The organism is Kluyvera chengduensis (genome assembly GCF_044197065.1).
Classification (GTDB): Bacteria; Pseudomonadota; Gammaproteobacteria; order Enterobacterales; family Enterobacteriaceae; genus Kluyvera; species Kluyvera ascorbata_C.
In genome coordinates, this window is the sequence record NZ_JBIQOI010000005.1 from 33773 (window position 1) to 53835 (window position 20063).

Consider the following 20063-nt stretch of genomic DNA (forward strand, 5'->3'; position numbering starts at 1 on the left):
GCCTGATGGCGGCTGCGCCTTATCAGGTCTCCGCGAATGAGTGTAGCCCGGCCGAGCGCAGCGACGCCGGGAAGCTTCAGCGACGGGCGAAGGCAATAAACGCCTGACGCGCCTCTTCGTCGGCCGCTTCCATCACCATCCACGGGCTAAACGCCCACGGCGTTAACGTCAGCGCCTGTAAAATATCGTCAAGCTCGCACCACTGATACTCAATCACCTCATCGTGGTTGGCCTTCACGTCGCTGGTTACGCGCGCGGCATAGACCGGGCAAACCTCGTTTTCCACAATGCCGTTTGGCGCCACGGCGCGGTAGCGAAATTCGGTGGCGATCGGGGTGATATCGGCAATCTCAACGCCAAGCTCAAAGCGGCAGCGGCGGATAATCGCTTGTTCGAAGGTTTCGCCCTGCTGCGGGTGACCGCACACCGAGTTGGTCCACACGCCGGGCCAGGCTACCTTGCTTAAGGAGCGGCGCGTCGCCAGAAACTGGCCGCGTTCGTTGAATAACCAGCAAGAGAAAGCGAGATGCAGAGGGGTGGAGAGGGTGTGAGCGGCGTACTTCTCCAGAATACCTGAAGGTTTATCGTGCTCATCGAGCAAAATGACGTGTTCGCCTGCCATGACAACTCCTGAAAATGAATGATGACCCGGCATAAACCCGCCGGGTCATATACTCAGGCAACCAGCGTAGCCCATAAATGGGAAAAAGGCATTACCAAAACAAGCCCCGGCAACATGTTGGCAACCGGGAAAAGTTTAATGTTACAGATACGCAACCCGGTCGCGACCATCAGCAGCCCGCCGGCGCATGAGAAATCGGCCATCATGGATGGGCTGATCATCGGCATCAGGAATACCGCCAGCATCGCCAGCGCCAGCTGAATCACCAGTTGCGGAATGGCGATAGTCATCACAGCAAAGCCCAGCAGAGTGGCGAAAATCCCGGCAGTGAACAGGTCGAGAATCGTTTTGATGTACAGAATTGATGGGTCGCCGCTCATCCCTTCGGTCATCGCCCCAAATACGCCCGTACCGCTGGCGCAGAACAGCACCAGGATCGCCACAAACTTCTCGGTGAACTCTTCGTGGCTTAGCCCCTGTACCGGTGGGAAGACCTTGTTGATAAGGCCACGGGTAGAGCCTGCCGCTTTACCAATACCCCTTTCCAGATGCAGCAGTTCGCCAATCAGCGCGCCGACGATCATCGCCAGCACCACCGCAGGCATATATTTCACCTTCAGCACCAGCGTAATACCCAGACCTACCGAGCACAGCCCAAAGGTCATCGGCAGCGCCGTTTTCACGCGGTCAGGGAGTTTTCCCCCGGCAATCGCGCCGACCAGCCCGCCGATAATCACGGCGGACCCGTTTACATAAGGACCGATCAACATAAAGTGTTTCCTTTATCGCACTAGTCGTCGTGGCGCAGTGACCCTTCGCCCCAGCGTGGAATGTTGTCCACGTTGATGTCGAACAGATCCAGCGCGCGATTGACGCTGTGCGTAATAATGTCATCCGCGGTTTGCGGACGCTGATAGAGAGCCGGAACCGGCGGGAAGATAATCCCGCCCATTTCCGTCACGGCGGCCATATTGCGAATATGGCCGAGGTTGAGCGGCGTTTCACGCGCCAGCAGCACCAGACGGCGGCGCTCTTTGAGCACCACGTCTGCCGCTCGGGTGAGCAGGTTATCGGTAAGACAATGTGCAATCGCGCCCAGCGTTCTCATCGAGCAAGGGGCAACCAGCATCCCCAGCGTTTTAAACGAACCGCTGGAGATGGCGGCACCCAGATTGCCAATCGGGTGGACAACGTCGGCCATCGCCATCACCTCATCCAGACGGAAATCCGTTTCCAGTTCACAGGTTTTTTCTGCGCCTTTTGAGACGACCAGATGAACCTCTAGCGGAAGAGGCTGCAGGAGTTCCAGCGCCTTAACGCCATACTGAAAGCCGGATGCGCCACTGATGCCGATGATGATGCGTGGTTTCATTGTCTATTCCTCTTACTCGAAGTCCGGCAGGAAGCGTTTCACGTCCACTTCTTTGAATTTAGAACGCTCAAAGTGGTGTTTCAGGTGGAACGGTACGGTGCAGTCAAAGATGGTTTTGCACGACATACCCTGCTGCAGAATGCTTGGGCTGTACTCCGGCACCTGAGACGGGTCCAGCGGATGGCAGCGCACGCCGGGGATGGTGATGGTATCCACGTCGCCCTGGTAGCGGGTCTGCATTGCCCACAGCACGTCATCGCTATCGAAGATATCCACGTCTTCATCCACCAGAATCACATGCTTCAGTTCCGGGAAGGCGGAGAACGCCAGCAGCGCCGCCTGACGTTGGCGACCTTCGTCCGCCGGAGAGAATTTTTTGAACTGCATGACCGCCAGCAGCTTACCGCCGCCCGCGGAGTGCGCGAAGACGTTCAACAGTTTGCCCGGCATCGCGCGGCCAACCATATCCAGAATGCTCGCCTCAGTCGGGATACCCGCCATGTTGACGTGTTCCTCGCCTGGCCCTACGGTGGTGCGCCAGATTGGGTTATGGCGGTGGGTCACGGCTTTCACTTTAATCACCGGCAGCGCATCTTTGGATTCGCCGGTATAGCCAGGGAACTCCGGCATCGCACGGCCGGTATTGGTGTTCTGGTCTTCACGAACGCGCACGTTTGGCAGCAGCTCACCTTCGATGATGATCTCTGCGTGGGCAATCGCTTTTTCGTTGATGGTCAGGCATTTCACCATTTCCACGGCTTGGCCGCGCAGAGAACCGGCGATGCTCAGTTCATCAAAACCGAGCGGAGTAGTCGGTGGCTCGAAGCAGGCGGCAATTTCAATCGCCGGGTCAACGCCAATACTGATAGAAATGGGCAGCGGCTGGCCAAGCTCTTCCGCCTTCATGCGGAAAGCATCAATGTGACGGCCTGGGGTCAGCCACATTGAGAGCTCATCGCGGCTCTGTACGCACAGGCGATGAATGGTGATATCAGATTCGTGGGTTTCCGGGTCGGAGGCGTAGCACAGCCCCATAGTGATGTACGGGCCCGCATCTTCTTCGGTATTGGTTGGTGCTGGCAGCAGTTTGCGCAAGTCAAAATCGGCGTCGGTGGCCAGATGAACCACTTCCTGAGCGACGGCTTTCTCAGTGGTCAGAACCGGTGGAATCGGGCTTTGTACGGAGTCTTTCAGCAGGTGCCCCAGTTTTTCTGGCGGGCAATCGAGGAAGTGGCTGACGCGTTTGCGGGAACCGTTGATGCCGATAGCCACGCTGATGTCGTTAAAGCCTTTAATCTTGTTGAACATCATCACCGGGCCGTTTTTACGCGTTGGGCGCTGGCAGGTGCCGCCAGCGCCGACGTAACGGTATACGCCGGACAGCTCCGCATGCGGGTCCACTTCGGTATCGGTTTCAACGTATTCACCCGGCAGCGTTTTCAGCAACGCTAACGCAGAGCGCAGGTCGCGAACGGTTGTTGTATTTTTCACGGTTTGTTCCTGTTGATAATCGGAAAGAATGTCTGCGCTAACCCTATTCCTTACACAATTAAGGGGCAAATACCGTTTAGCTTGGTCAGGGAAGATCAAAAAGATGTGGCTACAACAACAAAGGCTTCGTGCGTAAACTATAGCAAAGCGGATAGGGAGCAGAGACGGCATGGATTTAAAACGATTACGGTATTTCTGTCGGGTGGTTGAGCAGGGCTCGATAAGTCAGGCAGCAAAGGTGCTGAACATGGCGCAGCCGCCGCTGAGTAAGCGGATCCAGGAGCTGGAAGACGAGCTCAAAACACCGCTGTTTTTGCGTCACGGGAACCGTATTGAGCCAACCGAAGCCGGGTTTTTCCTTTACCGTAAAGCCTGCGAAATTCTGCGCCAGGTGGAAGATACCGCGCGCGAAACGATGGAAATCGCCCAAAAAGACCGGCTGCAGTTCCGTTTTGGGATGAGCCATCTGTTCCAGTCTTACTTTAAGCCATTGCTGTTGGCGCTCTACCAGCGCTATCCAGAAATTGAAGTGAATATCTCGGTAACGGATTCCAGCCACCTGGAGATGCTGCTTAATGAAGGCGCTATCGACCTCGCTTTTATCCAGCGGCCTTATCGCAGCGAAGGGTTCGACTATGTGTCGTTCGATCCGGTGAAGCTGGTGGCGGTTATCAACAAAAAATGCCTGCCACAGCCGCCTGCTAACCCGTTTGATTACAACGCGCTGGGCGCACTGCCGCTGGTGTTGCTTCACCGCGCGAAAGATTCCGGCACCTACGAGATGCTTATCGATCTGTTCCGTAAAGCGGGCGTAAACCCAAAGGTGATTATGCACATCACTCAGCCGGGGGTGATTATCGACTGGCTGGAGTCGGGGCTTGCCGCCGCGACGTTGCTGCCATCGTCTGAGGTCTGCGCCGAAAAGCTTAAGGAGTGCTATGTCGTGGATGTCTTCCCTTCTCCGCAGATTTTCTACCCGGCAATGGTGAAAATACCGGCGGTAAACTGGTGCTCGCAGGTGATGGAGCTGGTGGCTGAAGGCTACCCGTTTCCAGGCAACTCGCCGCGTTGATGGTTTGGTATCCCGCGTGAGCCTGCTATCATAGTTCAACCGAACGTTTATGACCTGAGGATTCGTTTTGCGAGCAGGACGCCAAATCTCTTCCCCACTACGCCTGTTAATGTGCCTGATTATCGGACTTATGCTGTCTGGCTGTGCTGGAAATTCATCCAAATCAGAAGGCAGCTATAGCGGCTCGGTCTATACCGTGAAGCGGGGCGATACGCTTTCGCGCATCTCGCGGATGACGGGCACAAGCGTGGGGGAACTGGCGCGCCTTAACGGCATCTCGCCGCCGTATAACATCAACGTCGGCCAGAAGCTGCGGGTGAATGGTTCGGCGAAATCCTCCGGCAGTAAGAAATCCAGCGCAACGCAAACCGCGAAGGTCACGCCGTCCTCCGCTGTTCCGCAGTCCTCATGGCCGCCAGTCGGTCAACGCTGCTGGCGCTGGCCAGCCACCGGCAAGGTGGTGATGCGTTACTCCACATCGGAAGGCGGCAATAAGGGCATTGATATCGCGGGCAGCCGTGGTCAGCCGGTCTATGCGGCGGCGGCGGGGAAAGTGGTCTACGTGGGTAACCAGCTGCGCGGCTACGGCAACCTGGTCATGATTAAGCATAATGAAGATTACATTACCGCCTATGCGCATAACGATAAGCTGATGGTGAATAACGGGCAAAACGTGAAGATTGGCCAGCAGATTGCCACCATGGGCAACTCGGATGCGGACTCGGTAAGGCTGCACTTCCAGATTCGCTATCGCGCCACGGCCATCGACCCGCTGCGCTATTTGCCGCCACAGGGCAGCAAACCGAAGTGCTAAGCGGTTATTTTATCGTCACTTAGCGGCCTAAAGACTTGCCAGGCGAGGCGTAACGTTTATAATGCTCCTCGCACACCTTAGCGGGCGTAGTTCAATGGTAGAACGAGAGCTTCCCAAGCTCTATACGAGGGTTCGATTCCCTTCGCCCGCTCCAAAATCTCATTCCTCAAAATTTTCTAATTCTTACGTGATGGCGTAAGGCGTCCATGTCGCCATAGTGACTATTGCTACAGTCTTGCCCAAGGTGAGCTAAATGATCACATGTTTTTCCGGCAAATTATGAATTACAAAGTGTCTCGTTTTTAGTACTGGTTAATTCGTTCTCCAGCACTTTGTCACCGGAAATTGCGTGTTGTGCCCAAGCTGAATTAAAAACAGTTTCTGTGTCGCAATCAGCAAAGCTATCATCGGGGTTAGCGTATGTATTCGTTTTGATGAGTAGCCCGGTAAGGCCGTTTTGTAGCCTTGTTTCAGTGGCGTTTCACTTCAGCAAAGGAGAGCGAATTTGAAAAATAATCATTTAATATCAGATGGTTTACTAACCTCACTGAGCGTTCTTGAATTACTGACGCTCCATTCCGGAATTTTAACTGAATTGCGTTCAAGAGGTGTTATACGAACCAAAAATAATCCTGTAGGTGACTATGCTGAATGGTTGGTTTCTAAAGCGCTAGGTATGACTCTTCTGAGCAATTCGTCGGCGGGCGCTGATGCCATCGATACTGATGGTATGAAAGTGCAGATCAAAGCGAGGATAGTTACACCAGATAATCCTTCCCGCCAGCTTAGTGCCTTACGTAACTATGATTCTGCCGACTTTGATTATTTAATCGCGGTTATTTTCGATGAAACTTACAACGTTCTTGATGGTTACAAAATTCCACATGAAGTCATACGGGGTTATACGCGGCATAATGATCACGTTAACGCACGAATCATTAACCTCAAGGGCGCGATTCTTGCTGATCCTCAGGTCACTTCCATCAAAGAAAGCTTGACTGTCTGCAACCCAGTTTCAATAAACGGAGTATCTATCCAAACCGCTCAGTTTGAAGCTGTGGGGAAAGCTTTGGAGCAGCAAGAGAGGATAACAGGCCACGCTGCGCTGGTTGAGCACCTCAATGCTATCGGAATGGCGTGTTTCGTAAACCACTACCATCATTTTGCCGATTCAAATTTATCAAGCGCTGACATCATTGAGCAAATGCACTTATACGAGGGATATACAGAGAAGAGCTGTCGGACCCGTCTCAGTAAAGCGCGAAAAGTGATCAGGGATGGTTTAAGTATTGAAGCGCTCACGTTGATCGCTGACTCAGGGCGAATACAAGATGCTGTCAAAAAAAACGCACTTAAACTTATCAGCGATCTCAAGTAATACGTGTTGTTGTTTTTCTTACATCATAAATATTTTTTAATAAAATCATGTTGTTATTAGGTTTTAAGGGGTGAAGTGATTTCCCTTCGCTCACTCCATGTTTATATTTTCTCTGTTATTATTGTCTAAGAGCTTATCCTGAATACTGGTTTACCCAACGTCCTTACGCCACAGGTGTAACCCAATATTAACTCGCTGTTTCTGTGAAATTCCTCGATCCTCCTCCTGATGATAAACCCGCAGTCACCATGCACGATTTTTAAGGTTTACCACCTTTTTCAGTCAAATTACACGTTTTATGAGGTTTTATCATTAATGATTTGCATGATTTTTCTTGTTTGTGCATGATTTTGCATGTTAGGTTGTCTGCCATCACTCACTATTAAAAACAACAACCCATCTGGAGCACTGACATGAAAAGTATGATCGTACTGATCGCCGGCCCCGTTCGTAGTGGAACCAACGGTGATGAACGGCTGATGCATGAAAACCTGGCGAGAATGGAAAAAGCGGCGCTGGCGGTGTATCAGAAAGGGCATATCCCGGTGATTGGGGAGTGGCTGGCCTTCCCACTGGCGACGGCTGCGGGTTCGCAAAAAGTCGGTGACCCCATCAGCGAAGCGTATCTCTACCCGGTAGCCCATCGACTGCTGACGCGATGCGATGCGGTATTACGTCTGGAGGGCGAGTCGAAGGGGGCTGATAATGATGTTCGCATTGCTAATGAACTGGGGCTCGCGGTTTATCAACGCCTGGATGACATGCCAATAATCGCCTGATGAAAAAAGCGCTCGGTGTCATATCGCGAGCGCTTTAGCCAGATTCAGCTGCTTTCTGTATGGATACCCATGCCTGAACATCAGGCGTTGCAACCGGCCATCACGCCACCGTCAACTTTTCAGTACTAATTTTGCGGTTTCAAAGCCCATACCGTTCGTACCGCCAACCACTAACAACTTTTTCCGGTAAACAATGCGCTCATTGCGGACCTCATCTGTCGTGTACGTTTCAACGGCTTCGTGTCGTTTGCGATGGGTGATGGCAGTGAGTACCCGGGGAGACGAACCAGAAGATTTAGCTAAGCGATAAAGAAAAACTATCTCGTGATACGCGAATGATGGTGTCTGGTGGGGTAAGGGCGACGTAAGATATTACCTGATAGGGAATACTGTCTTAGTGGCTATGAGTAAAGAGGGAAAAATTAGCTACTAAAAATGGTTGTTTTTATATTTCAAATCATTAATGGGCAGGCTTGATTTCTGCTTTTTCTCTAGGCTAATTCTTTATGATCATATTATTCGGCATTGTAATTATTAATGGTAAATAAGTAACCGTCGAAACTAAATTTATTTAAGCAATTGATTTGTATTGATAAATATCATTTATAAAGATATGTAAGTTTAGTGTAAATTAACCTTTTGTGTGATCTGGAGCGTTATTTTCGATAAGTCAATCGTGCATTTCTTGAACTCTATCACGTCTCTTAACCCCACGTGTTCATGAAATAAATCTTTACGATCTCGATCACTAAAATATCTTTCTTAAAAAAATAAAATGCAATTCCATAAAAATGAAACATAATTCCAATTGAGGGTTATTGCATGTTTAAGAAATCTATGGTCATGATTGCTTTATGTGGCGCATCCTTCGCAGCATCCGCAGTGACAGTCGATCTCCGTCATGAATTTATTGATGGTGGCAAGACAGATAAAACTAACGCAGACCGTGTTTCAGTTTCTCACCGCTTCGCGAATGGGTTTGGCTTCTCGGTAGAAGCCAAATGGAAATCAGGTGGGGATAATACCGATCAACCGTTCTCCGACTTTATCGGTAATGGTCATGAAGAATCGATTAGCTACCAATATAAGTTCAATAAAAACTTCTCTATTCAGCCTGGCTTTAATATCGAAAGTAATGACAGCCGTTCTATTTATAAGCCGAATCTGCGCGTACAATACAGCTTCGACAGCGGCTTCTACGTCGCTGCACGTTACCGCTATGACTACACCCGCTACCCGTCAAATGCTAACAAAGACGATGATAAGGTGAACCGTGGCGACGCATGGGCCGGTTATGTGTTCGGTGACTGGCGTACCGAGCTGAACTACGTTTATGCACGTAGCACAGAAGGTAATGCACGTAACAATAACAAACCGTACTCCCAGGAATATAACGTCAAAGTGGCGTACAAAATCGATAAAAATTGGGCGCCATATGGCGAAGTGGGCAACGTGGGCGTAAACGACCGTGATGACCGCCAGACTCGTTTCCGTGTCGGTGTGGCATACTCTTTCTAATATATCCCGCTTTAGCGATAGCCCCGGCATAATTGTCGGGGCTGCACCCTTTACTTTTCCATGTTGGCAGATATGAAAATACGTATTCTCTATTATTTTACTGCCACTACCGCTATTTTTAATTCTGTGACATCGTATTAATACCCGTAATCCTCCACGTATAAAACCTTTCTCGCTGTGGTTTTTCGCGATAGGTGATGATTCTTCCCCCTAGACAGGTCTATGCTTAGTCTCGAACCTATATAAAAAAATAGAGGCAATGTCATGGATAAGGAACTACTGGACGCAGGTTATCGTGTCTATACCGGGGAGAAGATTGACGTCTACTTCAATACGGCGATTTGCCAGCACTCAGGGAACTGCGTGCGCGGAAGCAGCAAGCTGTTCAACCTGAAGCGCAAACCGTGGATCATCCCGGATGAAGTCGACGCGCAAACGGTAGTACGCGTTATCGACACCTGCCCAAGTGGGGCGCTGAAATACCGTCATCATGATTAAGTGAGAGAAACATGGAAATTCTGGAAGGGCATAACAAGTTTTACGTTAACGACGGCGACGGTAACCAGGTGGCGGAAATCGTCTTTGTTCCCACCGGTGAGCACCTGAGCATTATTGAACATACCGACGTTGATGAGAGCCTGAAGGGGCAGGGCGTGGGTAAACAACTGGTGGCGAAAGTGGTTGAGAAAATGCGTCAGGAACAGCGCAAAATTATTCCACTGTGCCCGTTTGCCAAGCATGAGTTTGATAACACCCGTGAGTATGACGACATTCGCGCCTGAAACGTGGCGCCAGCTTAGGCTGGCGCACCTTTATTAGCGAAGCTGTTCAACTAATAGCGCAACCGCGATAAGCACCATCAACCCGCCTGAAATACGGCTGACAACCCGCGCCGCCTGGGGACGACTTGCCAGCAGCGCGCGTGAACCATAACCCACCAGTAAATAGATAATCGTGCAGGTAATGAGGTGCATTATCCCTAACGCCGACATCTGCATGGCTACCGACCATTGCCCATGCGGGTCGGTAAACTGCGGCAGCAGCGCCAGGAACAGTAAAAACACTTTTGGGTTCAGGCCGCTGATGCACAGACCCTTTAGCGCCCACTGGTTCCAGCCGCCGCGCTGCTGTGAAGCACTGGCGACCGTAGCCGGATGGCGCAGCAGCGATATGCCGAGCCACAGCAGATAGCACGCGCCTAAAAGCGTAATGGCCGACAGCGCCAGCGGATGTCCGGCAATCAGTACGCCTACGCCCGCCACCACAATAACGGTTGCCAGCAAATGTCCGGACATCAGCCCTGCCACAGCCGGAACGATGCTGCGCCCGTGGATCCCGGCGCTGATGGTGTAGGCCCAATCGGCCCCCGGCGTCATGATGAGCAAAAACGAAACCAGCCAGAACCCCGCAACCAAACTCATCTCCATGCCCGACACACTCCGTTCTTACCCATGACGTTAGCCCTTAAATACCGTACTGAATGTCAGGAAAGAATATCGTTATTGCCGCGCAATGAGCTTTCAATGTTATGCTGAAAACCCGGTTGGAATGAGAGAATCTTCTAAATGGATAGCATAGATCGAAAAATTCTTGCTGAACTACAGGCCGATGGCCGTTTATCTATCACCGAGCTCGCAGAACGGGTGAATCTGAGTTTATCGCCGTGCCACCGACGTCTGCGGGTGCTGGAGCAGGAAGGGGTGATTACCGGCTATCGCGCTAACCTCGATCCTGGAAAAATGGGCTTTAACTTTGTAGCGCTGGTATTTGCGACGCTGAAAGAGGGGGATAGAAAGGCGGTCAGCGCGTTTGAAGAGGCGGTGGAAGAGATCCCGCAGATCGTGATGGCCCAGCGGCTGTTTGGCGATCCGGACTATCTGATGCAGGTGGTGACGCGCGATCTCTCTTCGTTTCAGAAGCTCTACGATCAAAAGCTATCAGCGATGCCGGGCGTGCAGCACCTGCGCTCAACGCTGGTGATGAAAACGGTGGTGCAGGACCGGCCTTTCCCGCTGGAGACGCTGAAATAACGCAGCCACAAAGTATTTGGCTGAAACGATTCGTGTGCTAATATTTATTCATAGGGGATGGCATTCCCCCTTGAACCGCCGTGTGGCTGATGATGCCTGTTTGTATTCCTGGACCGGGAATGAACAGGCACACCTCTATCGCGTCCAGGATGATTAATTCATCTGAGGATGCGTCAATGCTCTCTGAACACTTCGCTCGTAAAAATTCGCTTTTCTTCTTAATACAGTGGCTCTTGCTGGCTATCGTTATCGCCGTGCTCGTCGGCTCGGCGTCCGCTTTATTCCTCTTCTCGCTTGATTGGGCGACGGCCACGCGCCTTCAGCATCACTGGCTTATCCTGCTGCTGCCGTTTGCTGGTTTTGCGGTGGGCTGGATGTATCTGCGCCTTGGCCGCTCCGTAGAGGCGGGTAACAATCTGATTCTGGAAGAGGTGCATAGCCCGGCTAACACCATTCCACTGCGGATGGCGCCGCTGGTGTTTATTGGCACGGTCGTTTCTCATCTGTTCGGCGCGTCGGTCGGCCGTGAAGGGACGGCGGTACAAATGGGCGCCTCGATTGCCGATCGGTTTACGCCGCTGCTCGGGCTTGATAACGATGCGCGCCGCATGGTGCTGATGGCGGGCGTCAGCGCAGGCTTTTCCTCCGTATTCGGTACCCCGCTCGCCGGGGCGATTTTTGGCCTTGAGGTCATGGCGCTTGGCCGCATGCACTACACCGCTATCTTTCCCTGCCTGGTAGCCGCGGTGGTGGCAGACCAGGTCGGCCTGATGTGGGGCGTGCACCATACGCACTACATGATGTCATCTATCCCCGCGGTATCAGCCTGGACACTGGCGGCGGTGATTGTTGCTGGCTGCTGCTTTGGTCTGGCTGCGCGCGTTTTTGCCGACGCGACTCATCTGGTCGGGGGCATGATGAAAAAATGGATTGCCTACGCACCGCTGCGCCCGTTTATCGGCGGGGTCGTGGTTGCGGCGGCGGTCTACTCGCTGCACGCCGATCGTTACATTGGTCTGGGCATACCCGTGATTGTTGATGCTTTTCAGCATCCGCTGGCACCGTGGGACTTTCTCGGTAAGCTTATCTTCACCGTGGCCTCGCTTGGCAGCGGATTTAAAGGCGGGGAGGTGACGCCGCTCTTTTATGTGGGCGCGACGCTGGGTAACGCGCTCGCCCCGCTGCTGCATCTGCCGTTTGCGTTCCTGGCCGGACTGGGGTTTGTCGCGGTCTTTGCCGGGGCGGCGAATACGCCTATCGCCTCGACGCTGATGGCGATTGAGCTGTTTGGTGCGGATATCGGCGTTTACGCGGCGATGGCCTGCGTGGTGGCCTATCTGGTTTCGGGTTACACCAGTATTTATCGCTCGCAGCGGGTGGCCTGCCTGAAGCACAGCATTGTACCGGAAGGGATAAAGCTGGCGGAGCTTCCTGCCTGGCAGCGTGAAAATCACTGCGCGGAAACTGTCGTTGCTGAAGTTAAAGAGGATAACTGACGCGTAGGCCGGATAAGCGCAGCGCCATCCGGCACTCTGCCAACCGCTGCGCTTATCCGGCCTACAGGCCTTCACTGGCTTTATTGCAAAAATGTAAATAACTAACTCAATATTTGTTATTTCAGAATGGCTGCGCATTCTGGCTATCTTGGTTTCAGCCCACTTTCGGCATCGAATCAGGAGAAAGCAGAATGAGCAGACAGATCAAATTAGGGGCTTTCCTGCCCGGCGGCGGTCAGCATATTGCGGCGTGGCGTCACCCCGACTCCCCGGCTGATGGCGCAACCAGCTTCGAATTTCATAAACAGCTTGCCCAGACCGCTGAACGTGGCCTGTTTGATGCCTACTTCCTGGCCGATGGCCTGGCAATCCCCGCTTCCGGCGTTACCGACGGCGGCACCGCTAAAGTCGCAGGTTTTGAGCCCGTCACCCTGTTTTCCGCGCTAGCGCCGCTGACGCAGAACATTGGTTTTATTGCCACCGCCTCCACCACCTATGAAGAGCCCTACAACCTGGCGCGCAAGTTTGCTTCGCTGGACCTGATTTCGGGCGGCCGTGTGGGTTGGAACGTGGTGACCACCGCCACCGAAGCCGCGGCGCACAACTTTAATCTGGACACCCAACACCCGCATGAATACCGCTACCAGCGGGCGAAAGAGCACGTTGAGGTGGTGAAAAAGCTGTGGGACAGCTTTGAGGACGACGCGTTTTTGCGCGATAAAGCTTCGGGCCAGTTCTTCGACCGCAGTAAGGTGCACAACACCGATCACGTCGGCAAATTCTTTAAGGTGCGCGGGCCGCTGAACGTGCCGCGCTCGGCTCAGGGCCAGCCGGTTATCGTACAGGCGGGGCAGTCTGAAAGCGGCCGTGCGTTGGCTGCCGCCACCGCCGAAGTTATCTTTACGTCTCACCAACATCTCAATACGTCGCAGGACTTCTACCGCGATATTAAATCGCGCGCTCGCGCCGTGGGTCGCAACCCGAACCACGTACTGATTATGCCAGGCGTTGCGCCGTTTGTTGGCCGCACCGAGGAAGAAGCGAAAGAGAAGTACCACAAGCTGACTTCGCTGATTGTTGAAGCTGACGGCATCGCGCTGCTGAATGGGCTGGCCGGCGGCGGTATCGATCTTGGTAAATTCGACCCTGACGGCCCGCTGCCGCCGCTGCCGGTCACTGAGGGCATGAAATCGCGTCCCGAGCTGATTCGCCAGATTGCCGATGAAAACAACTTCACCATTCGCCAGCTCTACCAGTGGGTGGCGACCGCGCGCGGTCACTTCACCGTGGTGGGCAGCGCCGAGCAGGTAGCGGATACGCTGCAGGAGTGGTTTGAAAACGAAGCTGCGGATGGCTTCAACGTACTACCGCCGTGGCTTCCGGGCGGACTGGACGACTTTATTGAGCTGGTGGTGCCGATTTTACAAAAACGCGGGCTGTTCCGTACTCAGTACGAGGGCAAAACGCTGCGTGAAAATCTGGGGCTGCCGTTTGCCAGCAATCGCTATAGCGCCGTGCGCGACAGCAAAGTGGCTTAAGGAGGCGCTATGTTCTACTCCACGACCCGCATTCGTCTGAAGGCGCGCGTACAGGCTAAGCCTGCGTATCTGCTGTGGTACCAGCGTAGCCTATCGCTGATTGCGCGCTACGGCCTGCTGGTGCTGTTCTTTGCCGGTTGGCAAATCGCCAGCACCGCTGGCTGGCTGAACGCGGCGATTATCCCGCCGCTGGATAAAATCTTTGTTGCGCTGTGGAACGGCATAACGCAAGGCGCATTGCTGGGTGATATCACTATCAGCCTCCAGCGCGCCGGGCTGGCTTTCGCTGCCGCCATTGTCGTGGGCATCCCACTGGGGCTGTTTATGGGCCAGATTCGCCCGCTGGAGCAGGCGTTGGATCCTATCTTGCAGTTGTTCCGCCAAACCTCGGCGCTGGCGCTGTATCCGATCTTTATTCTGCTGCTCGGGCTCGGAGAAACGTCCAAGGTATTCGTGATTTTCTGGGCGGCGCTGTTCCCGATTCTGCTGTCGACTATCAGCGGCGTCAAAGAGGTGGATACCAAACTGCTGGAAATGGCGCGTACCTTTGGTGCCGGGCGCTTGACGCTGTTCTACCGGGTGATTGTTCCCGCCTCGGTTCCTTCCATTTTTATCGGCCTGCGCCTGTCGGCTACCACGGCGTTACTGCTGTTGATTGCCGCCGAAATGATCGGTGCGAACCAGGGGATCGGTTTTAGGGTGATGAATGCGCAATATAACTTCCAAATACCCATGATGTTTGCCGCGATATTTCTGCTGGCGTTTGCCGGGTTATTAGCTAACGCGATTCTGGTTGTACTGCAACGTCGCTTGTGTCGATGGAATATCCGTAGCCGTTAATTTTGCACGTTATTTTGCGTTTTTACTTATCGCCATAAAGGAATTTTTATAATGAAAAAACAGTTCTATTCTGCGTGGGTTGGGGTGCTTTTCTTATTAGGTGTTAGTGCATCGGTTCGCGCTCAGGATGAGGTGACGATGCGTTATATGGCGAGCTACGGCGGTATTTCCGCTCATGAACTAGCGGAAGCGCTGGGATATTTTAAAGGCACCGGCGTGTCGATTAAAAACGCCGGTTATGCCAGCGGTGGCCCGGAGTCTTTATTTGCGCTGGCTTCCGGCAGCATTGATATCGGCTCGGCGGCCACGCCAGCGGTCATCAACGCTATCGCCAACGGTAACGACTTTGTGGCGGCTTATCCAACCAACGGTATCAACGAGACCACCAAATCCATCTTCTACGTGAAGGAGGATAGCCCGATTAAGTCCATCAAAGATTTAGTCGGAAAAAGCGTAGCGGTAAATACCCTGGGCGCGCATCTGGACTACACCCTGCGTGAAGCGCTGCACCAGGCGAATTTGCCAGAAAACGCCGCCAGACCGGTAGCGGTTCCGGGCCCGCAGCTTGAACAAACCCTACGTTCAGGGCAGGTTGACGCTGCGGCCTTTGGCTACTGGCAGACAACGTTTGAAGGCGTGGCGCGCAGCCACGGCGGCCTGCGTCCAATCTTCAACGACGCCGACGTGCTGGGGCCGATAGCTGGTGGCTTTACGGTGCTGCGTTCAGACTTCGTGAAGCAGCATCCGGATGCGGCGCGTATCTTCGTTGTGGAGTCGGCGCGCGCGCTGGACTATGCGCGTGAGAACCCGGCGCAGGTGCGTGAGATCATGGCGAAGATCCTCAAAGAACGCGGTGAAAACCCGGACGTGGCGCAGTACTTTACCGGCTACGGCGTGCGTAAAGGCGGGCTCTCAGAGCCTCATGACGTGCAGTTCTGGCTGGATATTCTTGAGCGCGACGGCGTGCTGAAAAAAGGCCAGCTCAAAGCGTCAAATATTTTGCTGAAAACGGAAGGTGCATAATGACATCAACCACGCAGACCGCCCGCGGCGATATCTCGATTCGCCGCTTACGCAAGACCTTCTCCCTTGAAGGGAAACCGTTTGATGTCTTCCGCGACCTCAATTTACAGATTGAAAGCGGGCAGAGTATTGCCATCGTCGGGCCCAGCGGCTGTGGGAAAACCACGCTGCTGCGAATTCTCGCGGGGCTTGAAACGCCGGACGCGGGCGACGTGGTGATTGACGGCCAGGAGGTGCATGGAATGAGCCGCGAGCGGGCGGTGATTTTCCAGGAGCCGCGCCTGCTGCCGTGGCTGACGGTGCTGGAAAACGTCAGCTTCAGCCTGGATGTCCAGGGCGTACCGCGCAAGCAGGCCAGGGCGCGGGCGAAAGAGGCGATTGAACTGGTGGGGCTCAGCCACTGCGAACAGGCGCTGCCCAACCAGCTTTCCGGCGGCATGGCCCAGCGTGTCGGCATTGCCAGAGCGCTGACCATTCAGCCGGAGATCCTGCTGCTGGATGAGCCGTTGGGGGCGCTGGATGCGATGACCAAAATCACCATGCAGGAAGAGCTGGCACGCATTCGCGATGTGGAAAAGATGACGATGGTGCTGGTCACGCACGATCTGGAAGAGGCGATTTATCTTGCCGATCGGGTGATCATTTTACCGAAAATTAAGGGCGATCCGATTCGTATCATTGAGGTGACGTTACCGCAGCCGCGGGAACGTAGCAGCACGGATTTTGTCCTGCTACGCCAGCAGCTTATGGCGGAATTCGGTCTGCATTAATAACTGGAATTAAACTGAAATTATTTAAATTTTATTTCCACGCAAACAATACGGATGCTTTTTTTAATTTAAAAAAGCAATGGTGGTAATTTGTTAATAACTCTAAGTGGAAAGTGAGTGGTATTTTAAAATAATGTAAAAGTGCGCTATTATTGGCGCACACATTACATTTAGCTATGCGAATATCATCATTATGCCTGCTATTAATAAAAAACTATTTTCTCTGGCGACCATCGCGCTGCTGGTCAATTCAGCGGCTTACGCAAATACCGATACCACCGAAAAAACCGACGTTCTGCTGATTGGTGGCGGAATTATGAGTGCCTCTCTGGGCACCTGGCTGCAGGAATTGCAGCCTGACTGGAAACAGGTGATGGTGGAGAAGCTCGACAATGTCGCGCTGGAATCCTCTAACGGCTGGAATAACGCCGGTACCGGTCACTCCGCCAATATGGAACTGAACTACACGCCGGAGCGCCCGGACGGCACCATCGACGTGACCAAGGCGCTGGAAATTAACGAACAGTTTATGATTTCCCGTCAGTTCTGGTCCTCACAGGTCAAACGCGGCATTCTGAATAACCCGCATAGCTTTATTAACTCCACGCCGCACATGAGCTTCGTCTGGGGCGACAAAAACGTTGATTACCTCGGTAAACGTTACGATGCGTTGCAGAAAACCACCCTGTTCCAGGGCATGAAATTCTCCACCGATCATCAGCAAATTGCCCAGTGGGCGCCGCTGGTGATGGCCGGTCGTGATCCGCAACAAAAAGTGGCTGCCACCTGGACACCTGTGGGCACCGACGTTAACTACGGCGAAATTACCCGTCAGCTGATCGGCAGCCTGAAAAAGAACAACCACTTCACGCTGCAAACCTCTTCTGAAGTGACCGAGTTTAAACGCAACGGCGATAACTCCTGGCATGTGACCATTGAAGACGTGAACAGCGGCAAGCAGCACGCCATTGACGCGAAATACGTCTTTATCGGGGCGGGTGGCGGTGCGCTCAAACTGCTGCAAAAAACCGGTATTCCAGAAGCGGATAACTACGCAGGCTTCCCGGTGGGCGGCTCCTTCCTGATGACGGAAAACCCAGACGTCACGCGTCAGCATATGGAAAAAGTGTACGGTCAGGCTTCCGTAGGGGCGCCACCGATGTCCGTACCGCATATCGATGCGCGCTTTATTGATGGGAAACGCGTGGTGCTGTTCGGGCCGTTCGCGACCTTCTCCACCAAGTTCCTCAAACAAGGTTCGTTCTTCGACCTGTTGAGCACCACCACGACCAGCAACGTGATGCCGATGACCCACGTGGGTCTGGATAACTTTGACCTGGTGAAATACCTGGTGAGCCAGGTGATGCTGAGCGACGATGACCGCTTTGCTGCGCTGAAAGAGTACTACCCAGAAGCGCGTAAAGAAGACTGGAAACTGATCCAGGCCGGCCAGCGCGTGCAGATTATCAAGAAAGATGCCGACAAAGGCGGCGTGCTGAAGCTGGGTACCGAAGTGGTGGTTGACCAACAACGCACCATCTCCGCGCTGCTGGGGGCATCTCCAGGCGCTTCTACCGCTGCGCCAATCACCCTGAACGTGATTAAGAAGCTGTTCCCGGAGCAGTTCAACTCACCGGAATGGCAGAGCAAAATTCGCGGTATCGTACCGAGCTTTGGCCAGAACCTGAACGGCAACGTCGTGCTGACTCAACAGGTTTGGGATGACACCGCTGCTACGCTGGAGCTGACCAAACCGCCGGTTATTCAGATGCCAGCCGCGCCGGTTGCTCAGGCAAAACCGGCAGAGCAGCCAGCGAGCGCGTCACCGCAGCACGACATGGCGCTGTAATCGCATCGTGATTGCCGGATGGCGGCTTCGCCTTATCCGGCCTACAAAAAAGCCTGCCAGGGTAACCTGGCAGGCTTTTTTACATCCGTAATAATTAAACCGTAGCCCGTTCAGGCGAAGCGCCGCCGGGAACAGCCATTGCCTTACCCGAAGAACATCACCGACACGCACAGCAGACCAACAATCAGCGTAATCAGGCTACCAATGGAGCGGTAAGGCTTGAGCGACGGAATCAGGTAGGTCGACAGCGTCGGCATGATAAACAGAATCATGGCAATCAACGGACCGCTGATGGCGTAGATCATCGAGATGGCGTTCGGGTTAATGCAGCACACAATAAAGGTCACCGCCGACACCAGCAGGATAGAGAGCCCGCGGTTAAAGGAACGGCTCTTACGCACGCCCACCAGGTTCAGCGACGATTTTACCAAATCGCTCGCCCCTTCAATCACCCCAAAATAGGTGCCGAGGAACGATTTCGACATCGCCACTACCGCGACCACAATCCCGGAAATCGACAGCCAGCTCGGAGAGTTTGGCATCATCGACAGCGCGGAAAGAATGGTTACGCCTTCCGCTTTCGCGGTATTGATATAGGACGGCGGAATCGACATCAGGCAACTGAACACGAAGAACAGCACGCTCAGGCAGATGATGAGATACGCCACCTTCATGATTTTTTTGCATTTACCCATGGCTTGCTCGCCATATTTCTCCCGCCGGTCGATAGCGAAGGTGGAGATAATCGGCGTATGGCTAAAAGCGAAAACCATCACGGGAATGGATAACCACACCTGGTGCAACGTATGCGTGCTGACTTCCATCTGCGTGGTCAGCAGCGATGGCTGCCAGCTTCCGATCAGGTAGATAGACAAGAACAGGAAGTAGGCAATCAGCGGGAAGACCAGCATGCCCATCACTTTGATGGTCGTCTGACGACCCGTCAGGAAGATCAGGTTCAGCAACAGTACGACGCCAAGACTGACCAACGCTCGCGTGGTGAGATCAACCGGCATATGGTGGCCAATTTGCTCGGTGAGTGAGTTGGTAATGGCGACGGCGTAAATCAATACCACCACGAAGAAGGCAACAAAGTAGAGCGTGGTAATCAGGTTGCCGATCTTCTTGCCGTAATAGTGGCTGACGGCGCCGGTAATACCAACGCTTGCCGGGGTGTTAGCAGACAGGATGAACTGACATAAGGCGCGATGCGGCCAGTAGGTCAGGGGCCAGGCGACGAGGGCGGTAATAAACAGCACCACGGCACCGGCGGCGCCAAGCTGGATGGGCAGGAAAAGGGTCCCCGCGCCGACGGCTGTGCCATACAGGGCAAAGCTCCATAGCGTCTCTTCTTTAGACCAAATTTTAGACATTATCTGAATATATCAACCATAAAACCAAAAAAATGGCGGATAATTTACCATAATTAGCTTTTCGTGTGGCTGAACATTTTCAGACCGATTGTTATCGG

The 20063-nt window shown here is 53.4% G+C and carries 20 protein-coding genes, 1 tRNA gene, 1 pseudogene and 1 riboswitch; of the genes and pseudogenes, 15 read left to right on the forward strand and 7 right to left on the reverse strand.

Translation table 11 applies throughout. The features are described 5' to 3' along the window. Nucleotides 1-76 precede the first annotated feature (76 nt). Genes idi through ACH1XZ_RS14325 form a run of 4 tightly spaced genes read right to left on the reverse strand, consistent with a single transcriptional unit; the run spans nt 77 to nt 3485 of the window. The gene (idi, locus tag ACH1XZ_RS14310; RefSeq protein ID WP_395596084.1) at nt 77-622 is read right to left on the reverse strand and encodes an isopentenyl-diphosphate Delta-isomerase; all 546 of its coding nucleotides are present in this window, start codon (nt 620-622) and stop codon (nt 77-79) included. Between the two features lie 53 nt (nt 623-675). Further along, on the reverse strand, nt 676-1392 hold the full coding sequence (locus ACH1XZ_RS14315; protein WP_395596085.1) for a DUF554 domain-containing protein: 717 nt from the start codon (nt 1390-1392) through the stop codon (nt 676-678). A 20-nt stretch (nt 1393-1412) separates the two neighbouring features. Beyond that, complete coding sequence (locus ACH1XZ_RS14320; RefSeq protein WP_395596086.1) at nt 1413-1994, reverse strand: UbiX family flavin prenyltransferase; 582 nt, start codon at nt 1992-1994, stop codon at nt 1413-1415. 12 nt (nt 1995-2006) lie between these two features. Further along, complete coding sequence (locus tag ACH1XZ_RS14325) at nt 2007-3485, reverse strand: UbiD family decarboxylase (RefSeq protein WP_123650670.1); 1479 nt, start codon at nt 3483-3485, stop codon at nt 2007-2009. Nucleotides 3486-3654: 169 nt separating this feature from the next. Here ACH1XZ_RS14325 and ACH1XZ_RS14330 point away from each other — a divergent pair, with 169 nt between their 5' ends. The 3 genes from ACH1XZ_RS14330 to ACH1XZ_RS14340 all read left to right on the forward strand — a co-directional run bounded on the left by ACH1XZ_RS14330 (nt 3655) and on the right by ACH1XZ_RS14340 (nt 5525). Next, a complete protein-coding gene (locus ACH1XZ_RS14330; protein ID WP_395596087.1) occupies nt 3655-4557 on the forward strand; it encodes a LysR family transcriptional regulator in 903 nt (300 codons plus the stop codon). Nucleotides 4558-4666: 109 nt separating this feature from the next. Then, nucleotides 4667-5371 (forward strand): amidase activator ActS, encoded by a 705-nt coding sequence (gene actS / locus ACH1XZ_RS14335; RefSeq protein WP_395596283.1) that lies wholly within the window; start codon nt 4667-4669, stop codon nt 5369-5371. Between the two features lie 80 nt (nt 5372-5451). Then, nucleotides 5452-5525 (forward strand) — tRNA-Gly (locus ACH1XZ_RS14340). A gap of 147 nt (nt 5526-5672) precedes the next feature. Here the strand turns inward: ACH1XZ_RS14340 and ACH1XZ_RS14345 are convergent. Next, nucleotides 5673-5831, reverse strand: a pseudogene (locus tag ACH1XZ_RS14345) (hypothetical protein); the annotation flags it as partial. A gap of 45 nt (nt 5832-5876) precedes the next feature. Between ACH1XZ_RS14345 and ACH1XZ_RS14350 the strand changes: the two are divergent. From ACH1XZ_RS14350 to ACH1XZ_RS14370, 5 genes are all read left to right on the forward strand, one after another. Beyond that, nucleotides 5877-6749, forward strand: coding sequence for a DUF6998 domain-containing protein (locus tag ACH1XZ_RS14350; RefSeq protein WP_395596088.1), 873 nt, complete (start codon nt 5877-5879; stop codon nt 6747-6749). A 413-nt stretch (nt 6750-7162) separates the two neighbouring features. Beyond that, on the forward strand, nt 7163-7528 hold the full coding sequence (locus ACH1XZ_RS14355) for an NUDIX hydrolase (RefSeq protein ID WP_395596089.1): 366 nt from the start codon (nt 7163-7165) through the stop codon (nt 7526-7528). Nucleotides 7529-8350: 822 nt separating this feature from the next. After that, nucleotides 8351-9046, forward strand: a complete 696-nt coding sequence (locus ACH1XZ_RS14360) for an oligogalacturonate-specific porin KdgM family protein (RefSeq protein WP_395596090.1) — start codon at nt 8351-8353, stop codon at nt 9044-9046. A gap of 264 nt (nt 9047-9310) precedes the next feature. Further along, complete coding sequence (gene yjdI / locus ACH1XZ_RS14365) at nt 9311-9544, forward strand: 4Fe-4S mono-cluster protein YjdI (RefSeq protein ID WP_035896502.1); 234 nt, start codon at nt 9311-9313, stop codon at nt 9542-9544. 11 nt (nt 9545-9555) lie between these two features. After that, nucleotides 9556-9828, forward strand: coding sequence for a GNAT family N-acetyltransferase (locus ACH1XZ_RS14370; RefSeq protein ID WP_395596091.1), 273 nt, complete (start codon nt 9556-9558; stop codon nt 9826-9828). A gap of 33 nt (nt 9829-9861) precedes the next feature. Here ACH1XZ_RS14370 and ACH1XZ_RS14375 read toward each other — a convergent pair whose 3' ends face one another. After that, nucleotides 9862-10473: a LysE family translocator gene (locus ACH1XZ_RS14375; RefSeq protein ID WP_395596092.1), complete on the reverse strand. Its 612-nt coding sequence runs from the start codon at nt 10471-10473 to the stop codon at nt 9862-9864. A gap of 138 nt (nt 10474-10611) precedes the next feature. Between ACH1XZ_RS14375 and ACH1XZ_RS14380 the strand changes: the two genes are divergently transcribed. The 7 genes from ACH1XZ_RS14380 (at nt 10612) to mqo (ending at nt 18592) form a co-directional block, all read left to right on the forward strand. Then, the gene (locus tag ACH1XZ_RS14380; RefSeq protein ID WP_035896505.1) at nt 10612-11076 is read left to right on the forward strand and encodes an Lrp/AsnC family transcriptional regulator; all 465 of its coding nucleotides are present in this window, start codon (nt 10612-10614) and stop codon (nt 11074-11076) included. Between the two features lie 44 nt (nt 11077-11120). After that, nucleotides 11121-11182, forward strand: a riboswitch (Fluoride riboswitch). Nucleotides 11183-11252: 70 nt separating this feature from the next. Then, complete coding sequence (locus tag ACH1XZ_RS14385; protein ID WP_395596093.1) at nt 11253-12572, forward strand: voltage-gated chloride channel family protein; 1320 nt, start codon at nt 11253-11255, stop codon at nt 12570-12572. 191 nt (nt 12573-12763) lie between these two features. Beyond that, nucleotides 12764-14110: an LLM class flavin-dependent oxidoreductase gene (locus ACH1XZ_RS14390; RefSeq protein ID WP_395596094.1), complete on the forward strand. Its 1347-nt coding sequence runs from the start codon at nt 12764-12766 to the stop codon at nt 14108-14110. Nucleotides 14111-14119: 9 nt separating this feature from the next. Beyond that, a complete protein-coding gene (locus tag ACH1XZ_RS14395; RefSeq protein ID WP_395596095.1) occupies nt 14120-14950 on the forward strand; it encodes an ABC transporter permease in 831 nt (276 codons plus the stop codon). A 51-nt stretch (nt 14951-15001) separates the two neighbouring features. Beyond that, nucleotides 15002-15973 carry an ABC transporter substrate-binding protein gene (locus ACH1XZ_RS14400; protein ID WP_395596096.1) on the forward strand — a complete coding sequence of 324 codons (972 nt, stop codon included), beginning with the start codon at nt 15002-15004 and terminating at the stop codon, nt 15971-15973. Then, the gene (locus ACH1XZ_RS14405; protein WP_395596097.1) at nt 15973-16743 is read left to right on the forward strand and encodes an ABC transporter ATP-binding protein; all 771 of its coding nucleotides are present in this window, start codon (nt 15973-15975) and stop codon (nt 16741-16743) included. Before ACH1XZ_RS14400 ends, ACH1XZ_RS14405 begins: the two co-directional genes overlap by 1 nt. A gap of 193 nt (nt 16744-16936) precedes the next feature. Next, nucleotides 16937-18592 carry a malate dehydrogenase (quinone) gene (gene mqo / locus ACH1XZ_RS14410; protein WP_395596098.1) on the forward strand — a complete coding sequence of 552 codons (1656 nt, stop codon included), beginning with the start codon at nt 16937-16939 and terminating at the stop codon, nt 18590-18592. Nucleotides 18593-18735: 143 nt separating this feature from the next. Here the strand turns inward: mqo and ACH1XZ_RS14415 are convergent, their stop codons facing one another. After that, entirely contained in the window at nt 18736-19965 is a 1230-nt protein-coding gene (locus ACH1XZ_RS14415) for an amino acid permease (RefSeq protein ID WP_395596099.1), read from the reverse strand. Nucleotides 19966-20063 lie beyond the last annotated feature (98 nt).